A 22,102-nucleotide genomic window follows, 5' to 3' on the forward strand; every position below is an offset into this window, starting at 1 on the left:
AGTCTCCTGGGTTACCGATGGGTGGGAGGCGAATGTTCAGAGCGTTTGACCCATATGAAGTAGGCCGCGATCAACAGCACAACCCAGCCTGCGCCAACGATCAGCGCGATACGGTTGTCCGGGAAATAGCCCAGCACGCCGAATATAAACAGCATGAAGGCGATGGCCGCAGCGGGGGCGTAGGGCCAGAACGGAACCGGGAATTGCAGCTGCGCCGCTTCTTCGCGGCTCATCTTGCGGCGCATGGCGACCTGGGTCAGCAGGATCATCAACCAGACCCACACGGTGGCGAAGGTCGCAATCGAGGCGATGACCATGAACACGTTTTCCGGGATCAGGTAGTTCAGCAGAACGCCGATCAGCAGCGCGACACCCATCACCAGCACGGTCATCCATGGCACGCCTTGTTTAGACAGTTGTGAGAACGCCGCCGGTGCCTGACCCTGTTGCGCCAGGCCATACATGATGCGACCGGCGCCGAACACGTCGCTGTTGATCGCCGACACCGCAGCGGAAATCACCACCACGTTAAGCAGCGCAGCCGCCCATGGCAGGCCGAGGCTGGAGAAGATCTGCACGAACGGGCTGTTGGCCTTGGTGATCTGCGACCACGGAAACAGGGACATCAGCACGAACAACGTCAGGACGTAGAACAGCAGAATACGCAGCGGCACCGAGTTGATGGCCTGGGGGATAGTGCGTTGCGGGTCTTTGGCTTCGCCCGCTGTGATACCGATGATTTCGATGCCGCCGAACGCGAACATCACCACCGCAAAGCAGGCGATCAAACCGCCGATGCCATTGGGCATGAAGCCGCCATGGGTCCACAGATTGCTGATGCTGGAAACCGTCTCGCCACTGCCTGACAGGTTGACGCCGAACAGCAACAGGCCAAGCCCGGCGACGATCATTGCGACAATGGCGCCGACTTTGAGCAGTGAAAGCCAGAACTCGGTCTCGCCGAAGACTTTGACGTTGCACAGGTTCAGCGCGCCGATCAGGAAGACGATGCCCAGCACCCAGATCCAGCGAGGGACTTCCGGGAACCAGAAGCCCATGTAGATCCCGAACGCGGTGACGTCAGCGATGCAGACAATGATCATCTCAAAGGCATAGGTCCAGCCGAGCACGAAGCCCGCCATGGGCCCCAGGTAGGTGCTGGCGTATTCACCGAACGAGCCGGACACCGGGTTGTGCACGGCCATTTCACCCAAGGCGCGCATGACCATGAAAACGGCTGCGCCACCGATCAGGTAAGCCAGCAAAACGGCCGGGCCTGCCATCTGGATCGCCGAAGCCGAGCCGTAGAACAGGCCGGTGCCAATGGCTGATCCCAGTGCCATGAAGCGAATGTGCCGGGCTGAAAGCCCGCGTTTCAAACCTTGCTGTGACGTCATTTCAATCCAATCCGGTTTCTTTCCAGCGAACTGCCAGGTACTCAGGCGCGCAAGGATACCTGCTGGTTCGCGTCGGCCAAATCATTGGCCTGTCGGGTGTCGCCTGGCTGACATCCGGTGTCATGGATGTCTATACGTTTGTGACCCCTCGCGGCTAAAGCCGCTCCTACGGACGACACGCCTCCGTAGGATTGGCTTTAGCCGCGAGGACGTCATCACATTTGCCGCATCTGTTTCGTCAGGAATATCGAGTCATCGTTCTTCGCGGGCAAGCCCGGCTCCCACAGGAGAACGCGATCTCATGTTGGAGCAGCCGGGGTGGCGCTCCACCTTACTCGCGATAAACGATAACGCGGTGTGTCGTCTGACTGCGTCTCATGTATCGCGAGCAAGCTCTGCTCCCACAAGGGGTCTTCTGTTGGAGCGAGGCTTGCCCGCGAATCAGTCGCCTCGTGAGGTCAGGAATAGCGCGTCATCGTTCTTCGCGGGCAAGCCTCGTTCCAACAGGCCGCAGGCTGAGCTTCTCCTGGCTGAATCGATAGTGAGCGACCGGCACTGGCGAAACACTCTTTCCAGCAGCGCCTCACTCCTGAGCACCTTGGCGCTGCTGGCAATATCCGGGGCCAGCCAGCGGTCTTCGTCGTAAGGCGGGACTGCTTCGCGCAGCACCCGCCAGGCGGCATCGGTACCGACGCCAAAGCGCTGGAGCTTCAAAAACTCAAAGGCCTGAGCGGCGAGCAGATACTCGATGGCGAGGATCTGCGTGGTGTTATCCAGCACCTTGTGCAGCTTCAGCGCGGCGTTGGTGCCCATGCTCAAGTGGTCTTCCTGCAAACCCGAGGTCACGAAGTTATCCGTCACTGCCGGTTGCGCCAGTTGGCGGTTTTCTGCGCACAACGACGCCGCGACGTATTGAACGATCATCATTCCCGAGTTGACCCCCGGCTGACTGACCAGAAACGCTGGCAAGTTACTGATGGTCGGGTTGATCAGGCGATCCAGACGTCGCTCGGCAATCGAGCCCAGTTCAGCGACAGCAATCGCCAGCAGATCTGCCGCCATGGCGACAGACTGACCGTGCGGGTTGGCTTGCGATACCACGCGGTACGACTCAGGTGTGCCGAGCACCAGCGGGTTGTCTGTCGCCGAGTTCAGCTCGATTTCAATCTGCCGGGTTGCGTGTACCAACTGATCGCGGGTCGCGCCATGCACTTGCGGGATCGAGCGAACGCTCAGCGCGTCCTGAGTCCGTATGCCACGGCTGTTGACCACCACTTCACTGCCATCCAGCAAACCACGCAGGTTGCTGCCTACGATTTGCATGCCCGGATGCGGCTTGAGCGCGATGATCTCGGCATCGAAGGCATTGATCTGGCCGCCAAGCGCTTCAAAACTCATTGCACCGATTACGTCCGCCCACTGTGTCAGGCGTTGCGCATCGGCAATTGCCAGACAGCTCAGGCCAGTCATGCACGGCGTGCCGTTGACCAGGCACAATCCGTCTTTCGCACCGAGTATGACCGGGCTTAAGCCCTCGGCATCCAGCGCTTGCTGCGCTGGAATGACATGGCCGCGATAACTCACATCGCCCACGCCCAGCAAGGCAATGCCGATGTGCGCCATGTGGGTCAGATAACCCACTGAGCCCTGGGACGGCACGTACGGTGTGATGTTGCGGTTGAGCAGGTTCAGCAGCGCCTCGACGACTTGCCGGTGCAGCCCGGATTTGCCCTGGCTGTAATTGATGATCGCCGCGCAGATGATCGACCGGGTTTGCTCGTCTGACAGCGCTACACCGACGCCACACGCGTGGCTCAGCAGGGTATTGCGCGACAGCTGGCTCAGTTGTTCGCCTTGCAGTGAAATATTACACAGCGCGCCCAGCCCGGTGTTCACGCCATAAGCACGCTCGCCGCTGGCGACGATGCGCTCGACAATGGCCTGAGCGTTGTCGATCCGCGCCCAGGCGCTGGCCGAGAGCGCCAGTTGCGCGCCCCGGCGAGCGACCGCAACCACGTCCTGCCAACGGACCTGACCTTCACCAATCACCACTTGTTCGACGGGCGACATCTGCACACTTCCTTACACAGTCACTGCGCGCCGCTGCACGAAACGATCAACGTATTCGTCGGCGGGGGAGTAGAGGATTTCTTTCGGAGTGCCCACCTGAATCAACTGCCCGTCCTTGAGAATCGCGATGCGATTACCGATGCGCACGGCTTCGTCGAGGTCATGGGTGATGAACACGATGGTCTTCTTCAGGCTGCTTTGCAGCTCCAGTAACTGGTCCTGCATTTCCGCGCGAATCAACGGATCGAGCGCGCTGAACGCTTCGTCCATCAAGATGATGTCAGTGTCTGCCGCCAATGCCCGGGCCAGCCCCACCCGTTGACGCATGCCCCCGGAAAGCTGATGCGGGTATTTGTTTTCGTAGCCCTGCAGGCCCACGGTACTGATCCAGTGCCGGGCGCGTTCGATGCAATACTCTTTGCTCTCGCCGCGAACTTTCAGGCCGTAGGCGACGTTGTCCTCAACGGTCTTGTGCGGCAGCAGGCCAAAGCTCTGGAACACCATGCTGATTTTCTTGCGACGAAATTGGCGCAAGGCTTCCATGTCGTACTGCAGGATGTCTTCGCCATCGACCAGGATTTCACCGCTGGTGGGGTCGATCAGTCGGTTGAAGTGGCGCACCAGCGTAGACTTGCCCGAGCCGGACAGGCCCATGATCACGAAAATCTCACCGCTGCCGATGGACAGCGACAAGTCATTCACGCCGACCACGCAGCCGGTTTTTGCCAGGACTTCATCCTTGCTGTTGTTCTGTCTGACCATTTCCAGCGCGTCTTTGGGACGGTTGCCGAAGATCTTGAAGACGTTGCGGACCACGATTTTATTGGGCTCTTGATTGCTCATTTGTTTGCCTCATGCCGTGGTCGGCCGTATGCCTGGGTGATGCGGTCGATGACCACTGCGAGAATCACAATCGCCAGCCCGGCTTCCAGTCCGCGTCCGACGTTCAGGGTCTGAATGCCCACCAACACGTCTTCGCCAAGGCCGCGAGCGCCGATCATCGAGGCGATAACCACCATCGACAGGGCCATCATCGTGGTCTGGTTGATCCCGGCCATGATGCTCGGCAGCGCCAGCGGCAGTTGCACGCCGAACAATTGCTGCCAGCGGTTCGCACCGAACGCATTGATTGCTTCCATGACTTCGCCGTCCACCTGACGAATGCCCAGATCGGTGAGGCGAATCAGCGGCGGCGCGGCGTAGATCACGGTGGCGAAAATCGCCGGGACCTTGCCCAGGCCGAACAGCATCAATACCGGGATCAGGTAAACGAAGCTGGGCATGGTCTGCATGATGTCCAGCAACGGCATCAGCACCGAGCGCAGACGGTTGCTGCGTGCCGAGAGGATGCCCAGCGGAATGCCGATGATCACCGAAATCAACGTGGCGACCAGCATCAGCGCCAGGGTCTGCATCAGCTTGTCCCACAGCCCGACGGCACCGACCAGAAACAGCAGGCCGACTATGACGGCCGTGGTCGTAATCTTGCGTGTGGCGTGCCAGGCAATGCCGCCGACGATGGCCAGCATCAACCACCACGGCGCCATGCGCAGCAGGCCTTCCAGGTTGACGATGGCCCACAACAGCGTGTCGGAGATCTGTCGGAACACATCGCCGTAATTGGTCACCAGCGCATCAACCCAGTCGTTGACCAGATTGGCGATGGAGAATGTGAAGCTTTCGGGGAACATAAAAGGGTTCTCGATCAGGTGGATTCATCACTCCTGTAGGAGCGCGCTTGCCCGCGATATTTCTTGTTGGCGATACAGGTGTATCGAATGTACATCCGTCATCGCGGGCAAGCGCGCTCCTACTGAACACTTGCCATTACAACGAAGCATCCACCTTTTTAGCCGCTTCTTCACTCACCCAGGCATGCCAGACTTCAGGGTGTTCCTTGAGGAAGATCTTCGCCAGTTTCGGCGATTCGATACGGTCCTTGGTCATGCGGGCCAGGTTCTGGTTGAGCAGATCGATCGGGATGTTGACCTTTTCCATGACCGACACCAACTCAGGCGCCTGCTCGTGGAAGGTCTTGGACAGGCCGACCTTGATCTCGATGGTCTTGTTAACGCCATCCTTCTCTTCCAGGCGCACCATGTCTACTTGACCCATCAAAGGCGTCGGCGACCAGTAGTAAGTCAGGATCGGCTCGCCACGTTTGTAGCTGGACAAAATCGCCGCATCCAGTGCCGGGCCAGTGCCAGGACGGAAGTTGGTGTACTTGTCTTCCAGGCCGTAGCTTTTCAGCATTTCGCTGTTTTCCAGCTCGCAGGTCCAGCCAGCCGGGCAGTTGTAGAAACGGCCTTTGGCAGGTTCTTCAGCGTCTTTGAACAACGTCGAGTATTTGGCCAGATCGCTGATGGATTTCAGGTCCGGGGCCTTGGCTTCCAGCTTGCGCTTGGCGTCGCCTTCGATCACATAGCGTGGCACGTACCAGCCTTCGACAGCGCCTTTGACCGGGCTGCCGACACCGACGACTTTCCCGGCCTTTTCAGCCTTGTTCCACACTTCGCTACGGCCGACCCACTCTTCGGCAAACACCTGAATATCGTTGGTGCTCAGGGCGTTTTCCATGGTGATGGAATTGCCCGGCAGGCTGTCGACTTCACAGCCATAACCCTTGTTCAGGACTACCTGCAACACGTCGGTCAGCAACATTGCGCTTTCCCAGTTCAGACCGGCGAACTTCACCGGCTTGCCGGATTCACACCAACCCGCTGCCTGACTCGCGCCAGCGCCGGTGAGCAAACCCAGTGAAATCAACGTGGACAGCAGTGCCTTCTTGGTTTTCATTGCGTGACGCTCCTCGCGAATGGATGTGGCAGTTTCCAGATCAAAAGGCCAGAAGCCTGATTGCAGGACACTTGACGGTCCTTTGGGGTGGTCAGTTCACTAAGGCATAAGATAAAACCGTAGGACCGGCTTTAGCCGGGAGGGGGCCCTTAGACCCGCTGAATTTCAGTATCTGGAATAAAGCCTCCCGGCTAAAGCCGGTCCTACGGGTATGCGTTTGCTTCAGCTCCCCACCATCGGCAGGTTCAAGCCCTTCTCATTCGCGCAGTCAATCGCGATCTGATAACCCGCATCCGCATGGCGCATCACGCCGGTCGCCGGGTCGTTGTGCAGGACGCGGGCGATGCGTTCGGCTGCTTCGTCTGTACCGTCGCACACGATCACCATGCCCGAGTGCTGCGAGAAGCCCATACCGACACCGCCGCCGTGGTGCAGCGAAACCCAGGTCGCGCCGCTGGCGGTATTGAGCAGGGCGTTCAGCAGTGGCCAGTCGGACACAGCATCGGAGCCGTCCTGCATGGATTCTGTTTCGCGGTTCGGGCTGGAGACCGAGCCGGAATCCAGGTGGTCACGGCCGATCACAACCGGTGCCGACAACTCGCCGCTGCGGACCATTTCGTTGAACGCCAGACCGAGTTTGGCGCGCTGACCCAGGCCTACCCAGCAGATACGCGCTGGCAGTCCCTGAAAAGCAATGCGCTCGCGGGCCATGTTCAGCCAGTTGTGCAGGTGCGCGTCGTCCGGGATCAGTTCTTTGACCTTGGCGTCGGTTTTGTAGATGTCTTCCGGATCGCCCGACAGCGCGGCCCAGCGGAAAGGCCCTACGCCGCGGCAGAACAACGGACGAATGTAGGCCGGTACAAAACCCGGGAAGTCGAACGCATTGGCTACGCCTTCTTCCTTGGCCATCTGACGGATGTTGTTGCCGTAGTCGAACGTAGGAATCCCCATCTTCTGGAAGGCCAGCATCGCCTCGACGTGTTCAGCCATGGACTGCTTGGCGGCTTTGACCACTGCTGCCGGTTCGGTCAAAGAGCGAGCGCGGTATTCGTCCCAGGTCCAGCCCTTTGGCAGGTAACCGTTGAGTGGGTCGTGGGCGCTGGTCTGGTCGGTGACCATGTCCGGGCGTACACCGCGACGAACCATTTCCGGCAGGATTTCAGCGGCGTTGCCGCACAAGGCGATGGAGATTGCTTTGCCTTCAGCGGTGTATTTGGCGATGCGCGCCAGGGCGTCGTCGAGATCAACGGCCTGTTCATCGACGTAACGCGTCTTGAGGCGGAAATCGATGCGGCTTTGCTGGCATTCAATGTTCAAGGAACTGGCACCGGCCATACCGGCAGCCAGTGGTTGCGCGCCACCCATGCCGCCCAGGCCTGCAGTCAGGACCCACTTGCCTTTGAGGCTGCCGTTGTAATGCTGGCGACCGGCTTCGACGAAGGTTTCGTAAGTGCCTTGGACGATGCCCTGGCTGCCGATGTAGATCCAGCTGCCTGCAGTCATCTGGCCGTACATGGCCAGACCTTTAGCATCCAGTTCGTTGAAGTGCTCCCAGCTCGCCCAATGCGGCACCAGGTTGGAGTTGGCGATCAACACCCGAGGCGCGTTGCTGTGAGTCTTGAACACGCCGACCGGTTTGCCGGACTGAACCAGCAGTGTTTCGTCATCATTCAGGTTGGTCAGGCTTTCGACGATCTTGTCGTAGCACTCCCAGTTGCGTGCTGCACGGCCGATGCCGCCGTAAACCACCAGTTCTTTAGGGTTCTCGGCAACTTCCGGGTCGAGGTTGTTCATCAGCATGCGCAACGGCGCTTCGGTCATCCAGCTCTTGGCGGTCAGCGTGGTACCGCGAGCAGCGCGAACTTCGACGTCACGGTAGCGGGTCCAGTGTTGGGTATTCTCGGTCACGAAAGAAGTCCTCAGCGATCAGTTCAATGCACTTGGCTTTACTTGTATGTACAAGCATATGCAATTGAAATACCAACATTGGAAATACGCCGCACTGCCACGGAAACCACGAACCTGTAGGAGTGAGCTTGCTCGCGATAGCGTCAGGTCCGTCGATATATTAGCGGCTGATCTGACGATATCGCGAGCAAGCTCACTCCTACAGAAAAATGTTTAAAATCATATGGTTATATTCATGTACGGAAGGCGGAGCAGAGCGGGTATGCAAGCGGGAAACGAGGTGGGTGACAGTAACCCAGAAGGATCAGCAGTCAGGAACTGAGTTGATACGCCCGAAGACCAAGCCGACGGAATCCGTTACGACTTGCTTCGTCTTGGGGCGCTCGGTAACAAAGTGGTGCGCGGTTTGGGTCAGATCACCTTAACGGCACGACCGATGAACTGGATCGGACCGGTTGGCTTGCCGATCGGCGAGCCGGTGGCCTGTTCCAGCGTTAGCTCGAACAGTTGGTTGGGCTGCAACGGCGGCAGTTTATCCAGGGGCACTTGCAGGGTTTGCCCCGGCTTGACCAATCCCAGAGACACGGGACCTTGCCAGTCGTCGCCCTTGGTCCAGAACTCCAGTGCCTTGTCGGCAGGTACTTCGGTAACGCTCAGAGGGATGAGCTGGATGTCTTGTGAATTACTGGTTTGAACCACCCAGCCCGGTGCTTTATCCTGCGGCGCGACCAGCACCACCAGATAAGACGGCGATGGAGTCGTGCGTGATTGAGTGAGCAAGGTCATGCCCAACACCAGCGACGCCGCAAGGCCGGCACCGGCCAGGCCGCGCCAGATCGACAGGTTGTTCCACCAGCTTTGTACGTCGCGTTTTGAGGTTTTCTGTGGTGCAAGCAGATCATCCAGGCTGCGCTCGATCCTCGCCCACAGATGCGCTGGCGGGTTTTGCGGTTGCACCATGTCTGTCAGCGGCAGCAGACGTTCTTCCCACCCATCGACCGCGGCCCGCAAGGCTGGCTCGCTGGGCAGTCGACGTTCTACTTCAATTCGTTCCTGGGCAGACAAAGTGCCCAGTACATATTCGCCCGCTAACTCATTAAGCGGTTTTTGGGTTTCAGTGCCCGAGCTGTTGCTCATCCGATGCACTCCCGTAATGCATTCAGGCTGCGCTTGATCCAGGCTTTTACAGTGCCGAGAGGCGCGCCGATTTTTTGTGCAATCTCTTGATGTGAATAGCCGTCCACGTAAGCGTGGAACACGCAGTTGCGACGCACCGGTTCAAGCTGCTCCAGGCAGAATTCGATCCGCCCCGGATTCACCCGCCAGTCAAAACTGTCCACCGTTTCGTTCCAGCCTTCCAGCGTCGCCTGGGCTTCGCCATGTTCGTCTTCATCGTCGCTCTGCACCTCGCGGGCATTGTTACGAATGGCGTTCAAGGCCAGATGCCGGGTGATGCTGAATATCCAGCCACGGGCCGAGCCTCGGGTCTTGTCGAAGCTTGCTGCCCCGGTCCAGACCTTGATGAAGGCGTCGTGCACGATGTCCTGAGCCAGCGCGCTGTCGCGTACCAAACGTTGCGCCACACCGAGCAAACGAGGGCTCTCCTGAGCATACAGCCGCTCAAGCGCCTGCCGGTCGCCACGGGCGCAGGCATCCAGTGCTGCTTCGTAATCAAACAGGGATTCGTGGGAGGACAATTCAATACGCCGTTTACAGAGAACTTCCACTCCGATTTGAATCGGAGCACCCGCGCAGGAGCATAGACCAGTTCCTGCGCAGGCTCGCGCTAATTACTTGGCAGACCAGAAGATATAGTCGGCTTGATACTTAACGATTTCCTTCGCGCCCTTGTTGCTCTCGGCACAGGCTTTGGCTGGCGCTACGCCGCCTTTGAGCGCGGTACGCTGAATGTAAGCAACGCCGGTCATTGCGCCTTTGCCTTCAGCCGGGTTGGCTTTGACCAACTGGTACGGCAGGTTGCCAGCGCTGGATGGGGCCACGGCGAGCTGAGTACCGGTCACTTTCGAACCGTCTTTGGCTTCCCAGGTGGCTGGCGGGCCGTAGTAAGTGCCGACTTGCTTGCCGCTGCGATCATTGAGCACGGCTTTAGGACCCACGAATGCCCATTCCATGCCTTCGGCAGCATTGGCTTTGGCGCGGCACTCGTAAGTGATCTCGCCGACACCGGTGGTTTCCATGCTGACTTTGAAGCCATCTGGAACCCGCACGGTTTCCGGCAGGTTGCTTTGAGCGAAGGCAGAGGGCGCCAGGCAAGTGAAAGCCAGTGCAGCACCAGTCAGGCAGAGCAAGCGTTTTGCGTTCATGCAGACATCTCCAGTTTTGGGTTTTCGCTTAACAGCCAAACCGGCTGCTTATCTGTACTACCCGCGAGAAACCCATCTGGATGCAGCGATTTGAAAATAAATTTTCAGCCCTTGCTGATTCGGCTGCGCAGCAGGATCACGCCAGCGATTGCCGCCAACCCTGAGCCCATCAATACGCCGACCTTCACTTCGTCGATCAGGTGCGCAGAGCCTGGGAATGCGAGGTTGCCGATAAACAAACTCATGGTGAAACCGATGCCGCAGAGGATTGCTACGCCATACAACTGCACCCAGTTGCTGCCTTCGGGAAGCGTTGCCAGACCGGCGCGGATGGCCAAAACGGCGGCAAGGAACACACCAATCTGCTTGCCGACGAACAAGCCCAGGGCAACACCCAGTGGCACGGGATCGATCAGGTTTTGCAGGGAAATCCCCGACAACGACACCCCTGCATTGGCAAAGCCGAATATAGGCACGATGGCGAACGCTACCCAGTAATGCAGCTTCTCTTCGAGGAACAGCAGTGGCGAGCGGGACTCCTCTTCAGGCTTGCCCAGCGGAATACACAGCGCCAGAGCGACACCGGCCAACGTCGCGTGAACGCCCGATTGCAGAACGAAGAACCACAGAGCCGCACCCAGCAGCAAGTACGGCGACAGGCGACGCACGCGCAGGCGATTCATTACGATCAGAACGGCGAGTGTGGCGAATGAGGCGAGTAGCATCGGCATGTTCAGGCCGCTGCTGTAGAAGAAGGCGATGATGGTGACGGCGCCCAGATCGTCGAGGATCGCCAGCGCGGCGAGAAAGACTTTCAGGGAAGTGGGCACGCGTTTGCCTAGCAGTGACAGCACGCCCAGCGCGAATGCAATGTCGGTAGCAGCGGGGATCGCCCAGCCGCTCATGGTTTCCTGGTTCCCCCAATTGACTGCGATGTAGATCAGCGCTGGCACCAGCATGCCGCCGGCTGCCGCAAAGCCGGGCAGGGCGCGTTGGCCCCAGGTGGCCAGGCCGCCCGCGAGGACTTCACGTTTGATTTCCAGGCCGACCATCAGGAAGAAGATCGCCATCAGTCCGTCGTTGATCCACAACTCCACGGACAGCCCCAGCCACACGCTGTGCAGTGCTGCGAAATAGCCAGCGGACAGGCCTGAGTTGGCGACGATCAGTGCAGCCAGCGCCGCACCCATCAAGACAATGCCGCCAGCCGATTCCGAGGCCAGAAAGCTGGCGAGAATGGCGATGGCTCTTGGGGTTTCTTTTTTGGTGTTATCGGCAGTCATTGGCGGTGGGGGCGTCCTTGGAGTAGCGCTGGCGTTCAATCTGTAGGAGTGAGCTTGCTCGCGATTGCATTAGATCAGGCGATTCGGTGGCGGCTGACATACCGCAATCGCGAGCAAGCTCACTCCTACAGGGACGCGTTAAGTTTAGATTTTAGTTAGCTCAATCAAACAACACCGGCTGGCGCGCGGGGCGTACAGCACCACTTCCAGCAATTCACCTGCCGCGTTATCCAGCTGCAGGCAATCATGCTTTTCCAGCAACTGCGGCGGATGCTCGGCCAGGTTCGCGGCCATCTGCTCTGCGGCGCTGAACAGCAACAGCGTAGACGCCGAACTGAACAGGCGTTGCGGTTTGAGTACATCGACCCACTGCAAACTGACCCGATAACGGTCCGGCGAGTAGATCAGGTTGAAATCGCGAATCGCACCCTCAAGCAATGTGCAACTGACCTGGCTGTCGCCGCTGAATGCGAAGGGATCGCCGGGCAGCAGTGGCTCGGTCGTTTTGCCGTCGATATCCAGCGTCATGCCCGCGCCTTGCAGCACTGTGATGATGCGTTGATAGCCAGGAAACAGGGAAAAGCCGCCGGACTGCTCGATATCGGCAATCGACAGACGCCAGCCGAAACCTTCCAGCCCTTCGCCCGCATCCCGGGTCACTTCTTCAGTGCTGCCGCCGCCGTTTTTCCAGGGCATGCGCGGGTAGTCAGCGGCGCGCAAAACAGTCAGTTGGCTCATTTGCTGAAACGTCCTTCCAGGCGATGACGGGAACCGGGGTGGATCAGGCGCGCGGCGGTCACTGGCTGGCGGCCGGACCACGTGCGGCGGCGGATCAAGAGGCAAGGTTCACCCGGGCTGATCTGCAACAGCTCGCACTCATCAGGCTCGGCCAGAATGGCCTCAACCACATGCTCGCCTTCGGTCAATGGCGCGACTTGCGAAAGATAAGCGTAGGGCGTTTGCTGGGTGAAGTCCTGACTCAAGTAGTCCGGCGCGACCAACGCATTGACGTAGCGATCTTCGATTTGCACCGGCAGATCGTTTTCCAGATGCACGATCAACGAATGGAACACCCGCTGACCTTCGCGCATGTCCAGCGCCAGGGCCCGTTCGGAGCCAGCAGCTTCTTCTTTCAGGAGGATGACCTTGCAGGTGTGACGATGACCCCGCGCTGCGATTTCATCCGCGATATTGTGGACTTCAAACAGTGCCGACTGACTCTTGGGCTCGGCGACGAAAGTACCAACGCCTTGCATACGCACCAACAGGCCTTCGGCGGTCATTTCACGCAGGGCACGGTTGATGGTCATGCGGCTGAAGCCCAGTTGGGTCACCAACTCGCTTTCCGACGGCACGCGGTGATGCGGCGGCCAGTTTCCGCACTGGATCTGCTGGGCGATCATCTGCTTGACGCGGGCGTACAGCGGGGCCGGACTGTCGCCCATTTGGGCAGCCAATGGAGAAGTGGCAGGCGGAGTCGGCACTGAGGGCAATCCTTTTCGAAGGTAATTCAGGTGCAGGTCGGCGCTGATCTTGCAGCGCCTGGACATTAATAACGTGTGTTTACGCTACCCATTAACCTGTTCGGCGACAAGCTTGCCGGAGTTTACCGAGCGTGCAAACGTCTGTATATGTATATACAAATCACTTTTCGAGGGATGCAAAGCTATGTCCGCCTTCTTTGCCGAGCGTGCATTGTTGCCTGATGGCTGGGCCAATAATGTTCGCATTGAGGTCAGCGCCGCTGGCGTGATCACTCATATCGCCACGGAGGCTGATGCTTCAGGTGCGGAGTCGCTCAAAGGGCCGCTACTGCCAGGCATGCCGAATCTGCATTCTCACGCATTCCAGCGGGCGATGGCCGGGCTGGCGGAAGTCGCAGGCAACCCCAATGACAGCTTCTGGACCTGGCGGGATTTGATGTACCGCCTGGTTGGAAAGATTAGCCCACAGCAATTGGGTGTCATTGCCCGTCAGTTGTACATCGAAATGCTCAAGGGCGGTTTTACCTCGGTTGCCGAATTTCATTACGTGCATCAAGACACCTCCGGCAAGCCTTACGCAGACCCGGCGGAACTGGCGCTGCAAATCAGTCAGGCGGCGAGTTCTGCCGGAATAGGACTGACGCTGTTGCCAGTGCTCTACAGTCACTCCGGTTTTGGCGGGCAAGCGCCTAACGAGGGTCAGCGACGGTTTATCCACAGCACTGACAGCTACCTTGATTTGCAGGTCCGTTTGCAAGCTGTACTGCGTGAGCAGTCAGCGCAGCAATTGGGCCTTTGTTTTCACTCGCTGCGTGCGGTAACGCCTGAGCAGATCAGCACTGTGCTGGCCGCTAGCGACCCGCATTGTCCGGTGCACATTCACATCGCCGAGCAGCAAAAGGAAGTCGACGACTGCATGAGCTGGAGCGGCCGTCGGCCAGTGCAATGGCTGTACGAAAACGCCCCGGTGGATGAGCGCTGGTGTCTGGTGCACGCCACTCATGTGCAACCTGATGAAGTGGCGCTCATGGCGCAAAGCGGGGCGGTCGCGGGGTTGTGCCTGACCACCGAGGCGAATCTGGGCGACGGGATTTTTCCGGCGGTGGACTACATCGCTCAAGGCGGGCGCTGGGGAATCGGTTCAGACAGCCATGTCTCGTTGAGCGTCGTCGAAGAGTTGCGCTGGCTGGAATACGGTCAGCGGCTGCGGGATCAACGTCGCAATCGCTTGTATCGCAGCGATCAGCCGATGGTCGGCAGAACGTTGTTTGATGCAGCGCTGGTCGGCGGGGCTCAGGCGTTGGGGCAACCGATTGGCCGGCTGGAAGTGGGGCTGCGGGCGGACTGGCTGGTGCTGGACGGTAATGATCCGTACATCGCTACGGCGTCCGGCGACGGGATTCTTAACCGTTGGTTATTCGCAGGCAGCGATCGGCAGATTCGCGACGTGATGGTCAACGGCAAGTGGGTGGTACGCGAAGGGCGTCATGCCGGGGAAGAGCAGAGCAATCGGGAGTTTGCGCAGGTGCTGCGGGAGTTGTTGGGGTGAATACTCTTCACTTCCATCGAGCAAAACGCATTCCTCTGAATTGAAAAGCGTTCCCACAGGTCATGCGCAATACCGTAGGACTGGCTTTAGCCGGGAGGGCGTCGGAGCATTCACCAAACTTCCTTCGCCATAAATACCGATCTCCCGGCTAAAGCCGGTCCTACGGGGTTGCAGGCACCATAAAATTCCCCAAAGGGTCTTGTCTGTGCCGTGCGTCTACTTCCCGATCTTCGAGTCTTCAACCCGCCAAACCAGCTTGGTGGTGTCGTACCCCTGCTGTTGGGCCTGGCTGAGCAGATGCTCTTTCACGTCCTTCGATATCGTTGGCGTGCGTGACAGCAGCCACAGGTATTTGCGGTCCGGGTTGCCCACGACAGCGGTCTTGTAACCGTCACCGATGTAGAGCACCCAGTAGTCGCCTTTGGCTACGCCGGGCAGCAAGCGGGAAAACCAGTTATCAAACTCCACCCACAACTTGTCGGTTTTACCCGGCACTTGCGGTGTCGCCGTGCCTGTTGCTTCCTGCCACTCGCCTTCGATCGTCCGGCAGCGGTTGGTCACGCCAACGTTGCCATCATCCTTGAGGGCGTAATGCGCTTCGGATTGTGCGCACTTGCGCTGGAAGAACATCGGCAAGCGGGCAATTTCGTACCAGGTGCCCTGATATTGCTTGAGGTCGACATTGCCAACCGTTTTAGGCTCGAGGTTTTCAGCAGAGTGCGCGAAACCGATTGCGAGAAAGCTGGCCATTAGCACCAGACTAAAACGCACAAGTAATTTGATCATCTGTTATTTCAAGCCCTGACCCGAGAAAAGCACAACCTTGTCGGCGGCATACTGCACGCTGATGAAACTGGTCTGATCGCCCCACGTGCAACTGGACATACCCAGCGCGCCGGAGCATTCAGTCGGGCTGCCCAGCAGTTGTTCAACTTCCGCCTTGGGCATGCCTGCAGACAGTTTCGAGTAATTTTCCTGATTAACCTTGCTACATGCGGCCAGCAGCACGCAAAACGACAACAACGCTAGAGAGCGCAGAGACATGGATGAAGCTCCTGAACGGAAGGGGTAACGCCGCAGCAAACGGTCGATGGGCAGGTTGCTGGCGTAATACCGAAAGCTTAGAAGAGAAAAGCGGGATCTGGTTCCGTTGCGTGGTAAATCCATTTCATCCAAGGGACCGGACATTGTTGGAGCGAGGCTTGCCCGCGAAGAAAGATAACGCGGTATATCCGTACTAGTGTGGCCAGGGGTTCGCGGGCAAGCCTCGCTCCAACAAATATGCTTAAAACCTGGAGCCCGCTCTTTCAGAATTCGATTTCTTCAGGCGTTGACGCAATGCCGAGAATTTCGTTGCGGTGCGGGAAGCACCCCAAGCGGATGATGATTGCCCTTGGCTTTGCCACTTCGGAGGGTGATCCGGCAGAGCCGAATCACTATTCCAGCAGTGGGAGCCAAGGGGCAGTCATGAGAGTCAGGCCTTGTGGTACGAGGTCGCGCGCTCAACTTCTTCTTTCGAGCCCAGGAACACAGCAACACGCTGGTGCAGGCCATCCGGCTGGATGTCGAGGATGCGCTGATGACCGTCAGTGGACGCGCCGCCAGCCTGTTCCACCAGGAACGACATCGGGTTGGCTTCGTACATCAAGCGCAGTTTGCCCGGCTTGGAAGGCTCGCGGCTGTCACGTGGGTACATGAACAGACCACCACGGGTCAGGATGCGGTGTACATCGCCGACCATTGCGGCAACCCAGCGCATGTTGTAGTTCTTTTTCAACGGACCGTCTTCGCCGGCCAGCAGTTCGTCAACGTAGCGTTGTACCGGAGCTTCCCAGTGACGCTGGTTGGACATGTTAATCGCGAATTCCTGAGTGGAGGTCGGGATCTTGATGTCTTCGTGGGTCAGTACGAAACTGCCCATTTCGCGGTCCAGGGTGAAGCCTTTAACGCCGTCGCCCAGGGTCAGCACCAGCATGGTCTGTGGGCCATAGATGGCATAGCCGGCGGCGACTTGCTGAGTACCTGGTTGCAGGAAAGCCTTCTCGTTCAGAGGCTCGTTCTGGCTCAGGTATTCGTTCGGGCAACGCAGTACGGAGAAGATAGTGCCGACCGGAGCGTTGATGTCGATGTTCGAAGAGCCGTCCAGTGGGTCGAAAACCAACAGGTAGGCGCCTTTCGGGTATTTGCCCGGGATCTGGTAAGCGTTGTCCATTTCTTCGGACGCCATGCCCGCCAGGTGACCGCCCCATTCGTTGGCTTCGAGCAGGATTTCGTTGGAGATCACGTCGAGCTTCTTCTGCACTTCGCCCTGAACGTTTTCAGTGCCCATGCTGCCGAGCACGCCGCCCAGTGCGCCTTTGGAAACGGCGTGGCTGATTTCCTTGCACGCTCGCGCCACCACTTCGATCAGGAAGCGCAGATCGGCAGGAGTGTTGTTGCTGCGGGTCTGCTCAATCAAATAGCGACTCAGGGTAACGCGGGACATGGATAGCTCCGAGAATAGGGGGAATAAAAAACCCGCGCAGTTTAACGCGAGTCGAGACGTAATACTGCCCATAAGACTGGGTTAACACCCATTGAGTTCACGGGTGGGCGGAGCTTAGGCGGAAAATGCTGAAACGGTGGCTGAAACGAGGTGGTCGCAGAGTGAAGCGCGATCCCCTGTGGGACATTCTATAAACTTGCTTTTCATCTTGTAGGACCGGCTTTAGCCGGGAGAGCAGTATTCCTGACGAGGAAAACTCTGAGAATGCCCCGACGTCCTCCCGGCTAAAGCCAGTCCTACGGTTATTCGCGGTCCGTAGGAGCGGCTTTAGCCGCGAGGGCGTCAGAGGTCAGATTTGTACATCAATCCAGCGCCTTCCAGATATCCCCCGCGTATTCCCGGATTGTCCGGTCCGACGAGAACCATCCCATGCGGGCCGTGTTGAGTACCGCGGAGCGCCACCACTCTTTCGAGTCGTGCCAGTGGGCTTCGACCCGGGACTGGGCTTCCCAGTAGGAATCAAAGTCGGCACAGACCAGAAAGCGGTCATAGGCCAGCAGTTGATCAATCAGGCCTGCGTAGCGGTTAGGATCATCCGGCGAAAACACCCCGCCCCGAATGGCTTGCAGGACGTCGTTGAGTCGACCCGATGCCGCCGCTGCCGCGTAAGCGCTGAAGTCGCCTACTTGCTTGTGGGCTTCTACTTCCCGAGAGGTCATGCCGAAGATGAACATATGCTCCAGACCTACCTGTTCGCTCATCTCCACGTTGGCACCGTCCAGTGTGCCGATGGTCAGCGCACCGTTGAGGCCGAATTTCATGTTGCTGGTGCCCGACGCTTCCAGACCTGCAGTAGAAATCTGCTCCGACAGGTCGGCTGCCGGGATGATGCTTTCGGCCAGGCTGACGTTGTAGTTGGGCATGAACACGACCTTGAGCAAACCGCGGACGGTAGGGTCGCTGTTGACGGTACGAGCGATGTCGTTGGTCAGCTTGATGATCAGCTTGGCCGAGTGGTAACTCGCTGCCGCCTTGCCCGCGAAGATCTTCACGCGTGGCACCCAATCGGTGCCCGGCTGAGCACGGATGGCCTGATACAAGGCGACAGTGTGGAACAGGTTCAACAGCTGACGCTTGTATTCGTGAATCCGTTTGACTTGCACATCGAACATCGCAGCCGGATTGACCACGATCCCCAGGCGCTCTTTGATGATCGCCGCCAGTGCACGCTTGCTGTGCAGGCGCTGATCAGCGAATTGCTTGCGGAACGAGCTCTTTTCGGCGAACGGCTCCAGTTCGATCAGACGCGTTTCAGCGTTATCCAGTACGTCTTCGCCCAGCGACTCTGTGAGCATCTGGGTAAGTTTGGGGTTGGCCTGGAACAGCCAGCGGCGGAAGGTGATGCCGTTGGTTTTGTTGTTGATCCGCTCTGGATACAGTTTGTGCAGTTCGGCAAAAACCGTCTTGCGCATCAGTTGGGTATGCAGCGCGGAGACGCCGTTAATACTGTGAGAGCCAAGGAAAGCCAGGTTGCCCATGCGCACCCGACGACCGTTTTCTTCTTCGATCAGCGATACCGCACGCAGCACGTCAAAGTCGTGAATGCCTTTGGCGCGCAAAGTGTCGATGTGCTGGGCGTTGATGATGTAGATGATCTGCATGTGGCGCGGCAGCATCCGCTCCATCAGACCGACCGACCAGGTTTCCAGTGCTTCTGGCAGCAAGGTGTGGTTGGTGTAGGCGAGGGTGCCCACGGTGATCTTCCAGGCCGCGTCCCACGCGATGCCATGGTTGTCGATCAACTGACGCATCAGCTCGGCCACGGCAATGGACGGGTGCGTGTCGTTCATCTGGATAGCCGCGTGTTCGGGCAGATCCATCAACGTGGCATGCATGTTCAGATGGCGGCGCAGCAAATCCTGCAGCGATGCGGAGACGAAGAAGTATTCCTGGCGCAGACGTAATTCCTGGCCCGCCTCGGTGGCATCGTTCGGGTAAAGCACGCGAGAGATACTTTCGGCGCGCACCACCTCGGCCACTGCACCAAAGTGGTCACCGGCGTTGAAGCGCTCCAGGTGCAAATCGCCTACTGCGCGGGCGCGCCATAGACGCAGGGTGTTCACGCTTTTGCCGCGCCATCCCACTACCGGGGTATCGTACGCAATGGCCCGAACGGTTTCCGACGGACGCCAGACCTGACGCTGTTCGCCGTCTTCATTGGTCAGCGTATCTACACTGCCGCCGAAGCCGATGGGGTACACCACTTCCGGGCGTTCGAATTCCCATGGGTTACCGAAATCCAGCCAGTTCTCGGTCTGTTCCTGCTGCCAGCCGTCGACGATGGCCTGGCGGAAAAGGCCGTGCTCATAACGAATCCCGTAACCGTGACCCGCGATGCCCAGCGTCGACATGCTTTCCATGAAACAGGCAGCCAGACGACCCAAGCCGCCGTTACCCAGCGCTGCGTCGGGCTCAAGCAACTTGATGCGCTCGATGTCCACACCCAGTTCGGTCATCGCCTCACGGGCGACTTCCAGCAGGCCGAGGTTGCTCAGGCTGTCGTACAGCAGACGCCCGATAAGAAATTCCAGTGAAAGGTAATAAACCCGCTTCTGAACCTGGCGATAAATCTTCCGGGTGTGGTCCATCCAGTGCTCAACCATGTGGTCACGAGCAGCGAGTGCAACAGCTTCGAACCAGTCATGCTCAAACGCATGGTCAGGGTCCTTGCCCACCGAATAGGTGAGTTTGGCGAGAACAGCGGCGCGGAAAGCAGCCACTTCAGCGTCACGAACGAGTGGTTCCTGAGACATCGATACGACCTCAAGTAGTCAGACGAATAAAGGATGAGATTTCTTTGACTGTAGGGCGAGTCTGCAAAACTTTCCTGAAATTTCCTAAATTACTCAGGGCATGACCCACGTTACGACAGAAACATGTCGCTCTGGTTCGCCGGTTCAGGCAATTGGCAAACCGCTTGCATTGATCGTTCCACTCTCGGCAAGAGCTGCGAGTGACAGCATGAACATTCCTCGTTTCGGGTTTATGATGCCTCAAGGCAAAAAAATAGAAGAACCCGAATCGCACTCACGGAGCACCTATGCAGACCTTGTATCCGCAGATCAAACCTTACGCCCGGCATGATCTGGCTGTAGAGGCACCGCACGTTTTGTATGTCGATGAAAGCGGGTCACCGGAAGGTCTGCCGGTGGTGTTCATTCATGGCGGCCCAGGCGCGGGTTGCGATGCGCAAAGCCGTCGCTATTTCGATCCCAATCTGTATCGCATCATTACGTTCGATCAACGTGGCTGTGGTCGCTCGACGCCTCATGCAAGCCTGGAAAACAACACGACCTGGGATCTGGTTTCCGATCTTGAGCGGATTCGCGAGCATCTGGGCATCGATAAGTGGGTGCTGTTTGGTGGGTCCTGGGGTTCGACCTTGTCCCTGGCGTATGCCCAGACTCACCCGGACCGCGTCCATGCTCTGATCCTGCGCGGTATTTTTCTGGCGCGTCCGCAAGAGATCGAGTGGTTCTATCAGGCCGGTGCCAGCCGCATGTTTCCGGATTACTGGCAGGATTACGTGGCCCCGATCCCGCTGGACGAGCGCAATGATCTGTTGACCGCGTTCCACAAGCGCCTGACCGGCACCGACCAGATCGCTCAGATGCACGCTGCGAAAGCCTGGTCCACATGGGAAGGCCGCGCCGCGACGCTGCGCCCGAACCCGCAAGTGGTTGATCGCTTCTCCGAGCCTCAGCGCGCATTGTCGATTGCCCGCATCGAGTGCCATTACTTCACCAATAATTCTTTCCTCGAAGAAAACCAGCTAATACGCGACATGCCGAAAATCGCCCATTTGCCGGGGATCATCGTGCACGGTCGTTATGACGTCATCTGCCCGCTGGATAATGCCTGGGAATTGCACCAGGCCTGGCCGAACAGCGAGCTGCAGGTGATTCGTGACGCGGGGCATGCTGCCTCGGAGCCAGGTATCACTGATGCCTTGGTCCGCGCCGCTGCACAGGTCGCCGCCCGGTTGCTGGATTTGCCGCCTGAAGAGGCTTGAGTTCGACGTTTGACGGCTTCCCCGTAGGACCGGCTTTAGCCGGGAGGAGGCCGGTACATCAGCTGAATATTTTGTGTCATCACTATCGCCCTCCCGGCTGAAGCCGGTCCTACGGGAGTGTTGGTAGCGGCATGCCGCGGTGTCAGGTAGCGAAATTTATTCAGGGTCAAGGCATGAAAGGCTTGCTACAACGCGTCAGCAGCGCACGAGTTGAAGTTGAAGGGCAGATTGTTGGCTCTATCGATCAGGGTTTAATGGTTCTTGTGGGTGTCGAGCCTCAAGACACGCAGGCCAGTGCCGACAAGCTGCTACATAAGCTGCTCAATTACCGGGTGTTCAGCGATGCTGACGGCAAGATGAACCTGTCGTTGCGCGATGTCGAAGGTGGTTTGCTGCTGGTATCGCAGTTCACTCTCGCAGCTTATACCAAAAGCGGCATGCGGCCGAGCTTCTCAAAAGCAGCCCCGCCGGCCCTTGGAGCCGAGTTGTTCGAGTATTTGTTGAACCAGGCTAAAAGCTCGCACGAGGTGGTGGAATCGGGCCAGTTTGGTGCAGATATGCAAGTTCATCTGGTAAATGATGGCCCTGTGACTTTTATGCTTGAGGGTTAAAGGACTAATTTGATGTATAACCCCGAAATTATTAGGCTCTAAAGCAATAAATACTTCATCGGACATGGTGCGTTGTGGCACGCGCTACTAGATAATCGCGCCGTCCGGGTATGTGTGTTTGTG

At 58.3% G+C, this 22,102-nt stretch carries 20 protein-coding genes; 3 read left to right on the plus strand and 17 right to left on the minus strand.

Annotation, left to right across the window (positions count from 1 at the left end; translation table 11 throughout):
* Nucleotides 1-11 precede the first annotated feature (11 nt).
* The 12 genes from AO242_RS05185 to hutC form a co-directional block, all read right to left on the minus strand.
* On the minus strand, nucleotides 12-1,397 hold the full coding sequence (locus AO242_RS05185) for an amino acid permease (RefSeq protein WP_099267935.1): 1,386 nt from the start codon (nucleotides 1,395-1,397) through the stop codon (nucleotides 12-14).
* A gap of 441 nt (nucleotides 1,398-1,838) precedes the next feature.
* On the minus strand, nucleotides 1,839-3,467 hold the full coding sequence (gene hutH, locus AO242_RS05190; RefSeq protein WP_099267936.1) for a histidine ammonia-lyase: 1,629 nt from the start codon (nucleotides 3,465-3,467) through the stop codon (nucleotides 1,839-1,841).
* Between the two features lie 12 nt (nucleotides 3,468-3,479).
* The gene (locus AO242_RS05195; protein WP_099267937.1) at nucleotides 3,480-4,310 is read right to left on the minus strand and encodes a quaternary amine ABC transporter ATP-binding protein; all 831 of its coding nucleotides are present in this window, start codon (nucleotides 4,308-4,310) and stop codon (nucleotides 3,480-3,482) included.
* On the minus strand, nucleotides 4,307-5,158 hold the full coding sequence (locus AO242_RS05200; protein ID WP_027898503.1) for an ABC transporter permease: 852 nt from the start codon (nucleotides 5,156-5,158) through the stop codon (nucleotides 4,307-4,309). Before AO242_RS05200 ends, AO242_RS05195 begins: the two co-directional genes overlap by 4 nt.
* A gap of 136 nt (nucleotides 5,159-5,294) precedes the next feature.
* Nucleotides 5,295-6,263: an ABC transporter substrate-binding protein gene (locus AO242_RS05205; protein ID WP_099267938.1), complete on the minus strand. Its 969-nt coding sequence runs from the start codon at nucleotides 6,261-6,263 to the stop codon at nucleotides 5,295-5,297.
* A gap of 222 nt (nucleotides 6,264-6,485) precedes the next feature.
* Complete coding sequence (gene hutU / locus AO242_RS05210) at nucleotides 6,486-8,171, minus strand: urocanate hydratase (protein ID WP_099267939.1); 1,686 nt, start codon at nucleotides 8,169-8,171, stop codon at nucleotides 6,486-6,488.
* A 411-nt stretch (nucleotides 8,172-8,582) separates the two neighbouring features.
* The gene (locus tag AO242_RS05215) at nucleotides 8,583-9,308 is read right to left on the minus strand and encodes an anti-sigma factor (RefSeq protein WP_099267940.1); all 726 of its coding nucleotides are present in this window, start codon (nucleotides 9,306-9,308) and stop codon (nucleotides 8,583-8,585) included.
* Nucleotides 9,305-9,868, minus strand: a complete 564-nt coding sequence (locus AO242_RS05220) for a sigma-70 family RNA polymerase sigma factor (RefSeq protein ID WP_099267941.1) — start codon at nucleotides 9,866-9,868, stop codon at nucleotides 9,305-9,307. Before AO242_RS05220 ends, AO242_RS05215 begins: the two co-directional genes overlap by 4 nt.
* A gap of 93 nt (nucleotides 9,869-9,961) precedes the next feature.
* Nucleotides 9,962-10,495: a DUF3455 domain-containing protein gene (locus AO242_RS05225; RefSeq protein ID WP_027898144.1), complete on the minus strand. Its 534-nt coding sequence runs from the start codon at nucleotides 10,493-10,495 to the stop codon at nucleotides 9,962-9,964.
* Nucleotides 10,496-10,599: 104 nt separating this feature from the next.
* The gene (nhaA, locus tag AO242_RS05230) at nucleotides 10,600-11,778 is read right to left on the minus strand and encodes a Na+/H+ antiporter NhaA (protein WP_099267942.1); all 1,179 of its coding nucleotides are present in this window, start codon (nucleotides 11,776-11,778) and stop codon (nucleotides 10,600-10,602) included.
* Between the two features lie 144 nt (nucleotides 11,779-11,922).
* Complete coding sequence (locus AO242_RS05235) at nucleotides 11,923-12,516, minus strand: HutD/Ves family protein (protein ID WP_099267943.1); 594 nt, start codon at nucleotides 12,514-12,516, stop codon at nucleotides 11,923-11,925.
* Nucleotides 12,513-13,223, minus strand: coding sequence for a histidine utilization repressor (gene hutC / locus AO242_RS05240; protein WP_176560573.1), 711 nt, complete (start codon nucleotides 13,221-13,223; stop codon nucleotides 12,513-12,515). Before hutC ends, AO242_RS05235 begins: the two co-directional genes overlap by 4 nt.
* A gap of 223 nt (nucleotides 13,224-13,446) precedes the next feature.
* Between hutC and AO242_RS05245 the strand changes: the two genes are divergently transcribed.
* Complete coding sequence (locus AO242_RS05245; protein ID WP_099267944.1) at nucleotides 13,447-14,811, plus strand: formimidoylglutamate deiminase; 1,365 nt, start codon at nucleotides 13,447-13,449, stop codon at nucleotides 14,809-14,811.
* A gap of 216 nt (nucleotides 14,812-15,027) precedes the next feature.
* Here the strand turns inward: AO242_RS05245 and AO242_RS05250 are convergent, their stop codons facing one another.
* The 5 genes from AO242_RS05250 to AO242_RS05270 form a co-directional block, all read right to left on the minus strand.
* Nucleotides 15,028-15,597 (minus strand): lipocalin family protein, encoded by a 570-nt coding sequence (locus tag AO242_RS05250; RefSeq protein WP_099267945.1) that lies wholly within the window; start codon nucleotides 15,595-15,597, stop codon nucleotides 15,028-15,030.
* Between the two features lie 3 nt (nucleotides 15,598-15,600).
* On the minus strand, nucleotides 15,601-15,855 hold the full coding sequence (gene bamE / locus AO242_RS05255) for an outer membrane protein assembly factor BamE domain-containing protein (RefSeq protein ID WP_099267946.1): 255 nt from the start codon (nucleotides 15,853-15,855) through the stop codon (nucleotides 15,601-15,603).
* Nucleotides 15,856-16,118: 263 nt separating this feature from the next.
* The gene (locus tag AO242_RS05260; RefSeq protein ID WP_099267947.1) at nucleotides 16,119-16,217 is read right to left on the minus strand and encodes a DUF924 family protein; all 99 of its coding nucleotides are present in this window, start codon (nucleotides 16,215-16,217) and stop codon (nucleotides 16,119-16,121) included.
* A 68-nt stretch (nucleotides 16,218-16,285) separates the two neighbouring features.
* The gene (locus AO242_RS05265) at nucleotides 16,286-17,296 is read right to left on the minus strand and encodes a class 1 fructose-bisphosphatase (RefSeq protein WP_027902274.1); all 1,011 of its coding nucleotides are present in this window, start codon (nucleotides 17,294-17,296) and stop codon (nucleotides 16,286-16,288) included.
* Nucleotides 17,297-17,658: 362 nt separating this feature from the next.
* Nucleotides 17,659-20,109 carry a glycogen/starch/alpha-glucan phosphorylase gene (locus tag AO242_RS05270; protein ID WP_099267948.1) on the minus strand — a complete coding sequence of 817 codons (2,451 nt, stop codon included), beginning with the start codon at nucleotides 20,107-20,109 and terminating at the stop codon, nucleotides 17,659-17,661.
* Nucleotides 20,110-20,396: 287 nt separating this feature from the next.
* Between AO242_RS05270 and pip the strand changes: the two genes are divergently transcribed.
* Complete coding sequence (gene pip / locus AO242_RS05275; protein WP_099267949.1) at nucleotides 20,397-21,368, plus strand: prolyl aminopeptidase; 972 nt, start codon at nucleotides 20,397-20,399, stop codon at nucleotides 21,366-21,368.
* 173 nt (nucleotides 21,369-21,541) lie between these two features.
* Nucleotides 21,542-21,979 carry a D-aminoacyl-tRNA deacylase gene (dtd, locus tag AO242_RS05280; protein ID WP_099267991.1) on the plus strand — a complete coding sequence of 146 codons (438 nt, stop codon included), beginning with the start codon at nucleotides 21,542-21,544 and terminating at the stop codon, nucleotides 21,977-21,979.
* Nucleotides 21,980-22,102: the final 123 nt, after the last annotated feature.

Source organism: Pseudomonas sp. ICMP 561, assembly GCF_002699985.1.
In the GTDB taxonomy this organism is placed as follows: domain Bacteria; phylum Pseudomonadota; class Gammaproteobacteria; order Pseudomonadales; family Pseudomonadaceae; genus Aquipseudomonas; species Aquipseudomonas quasicaspiana.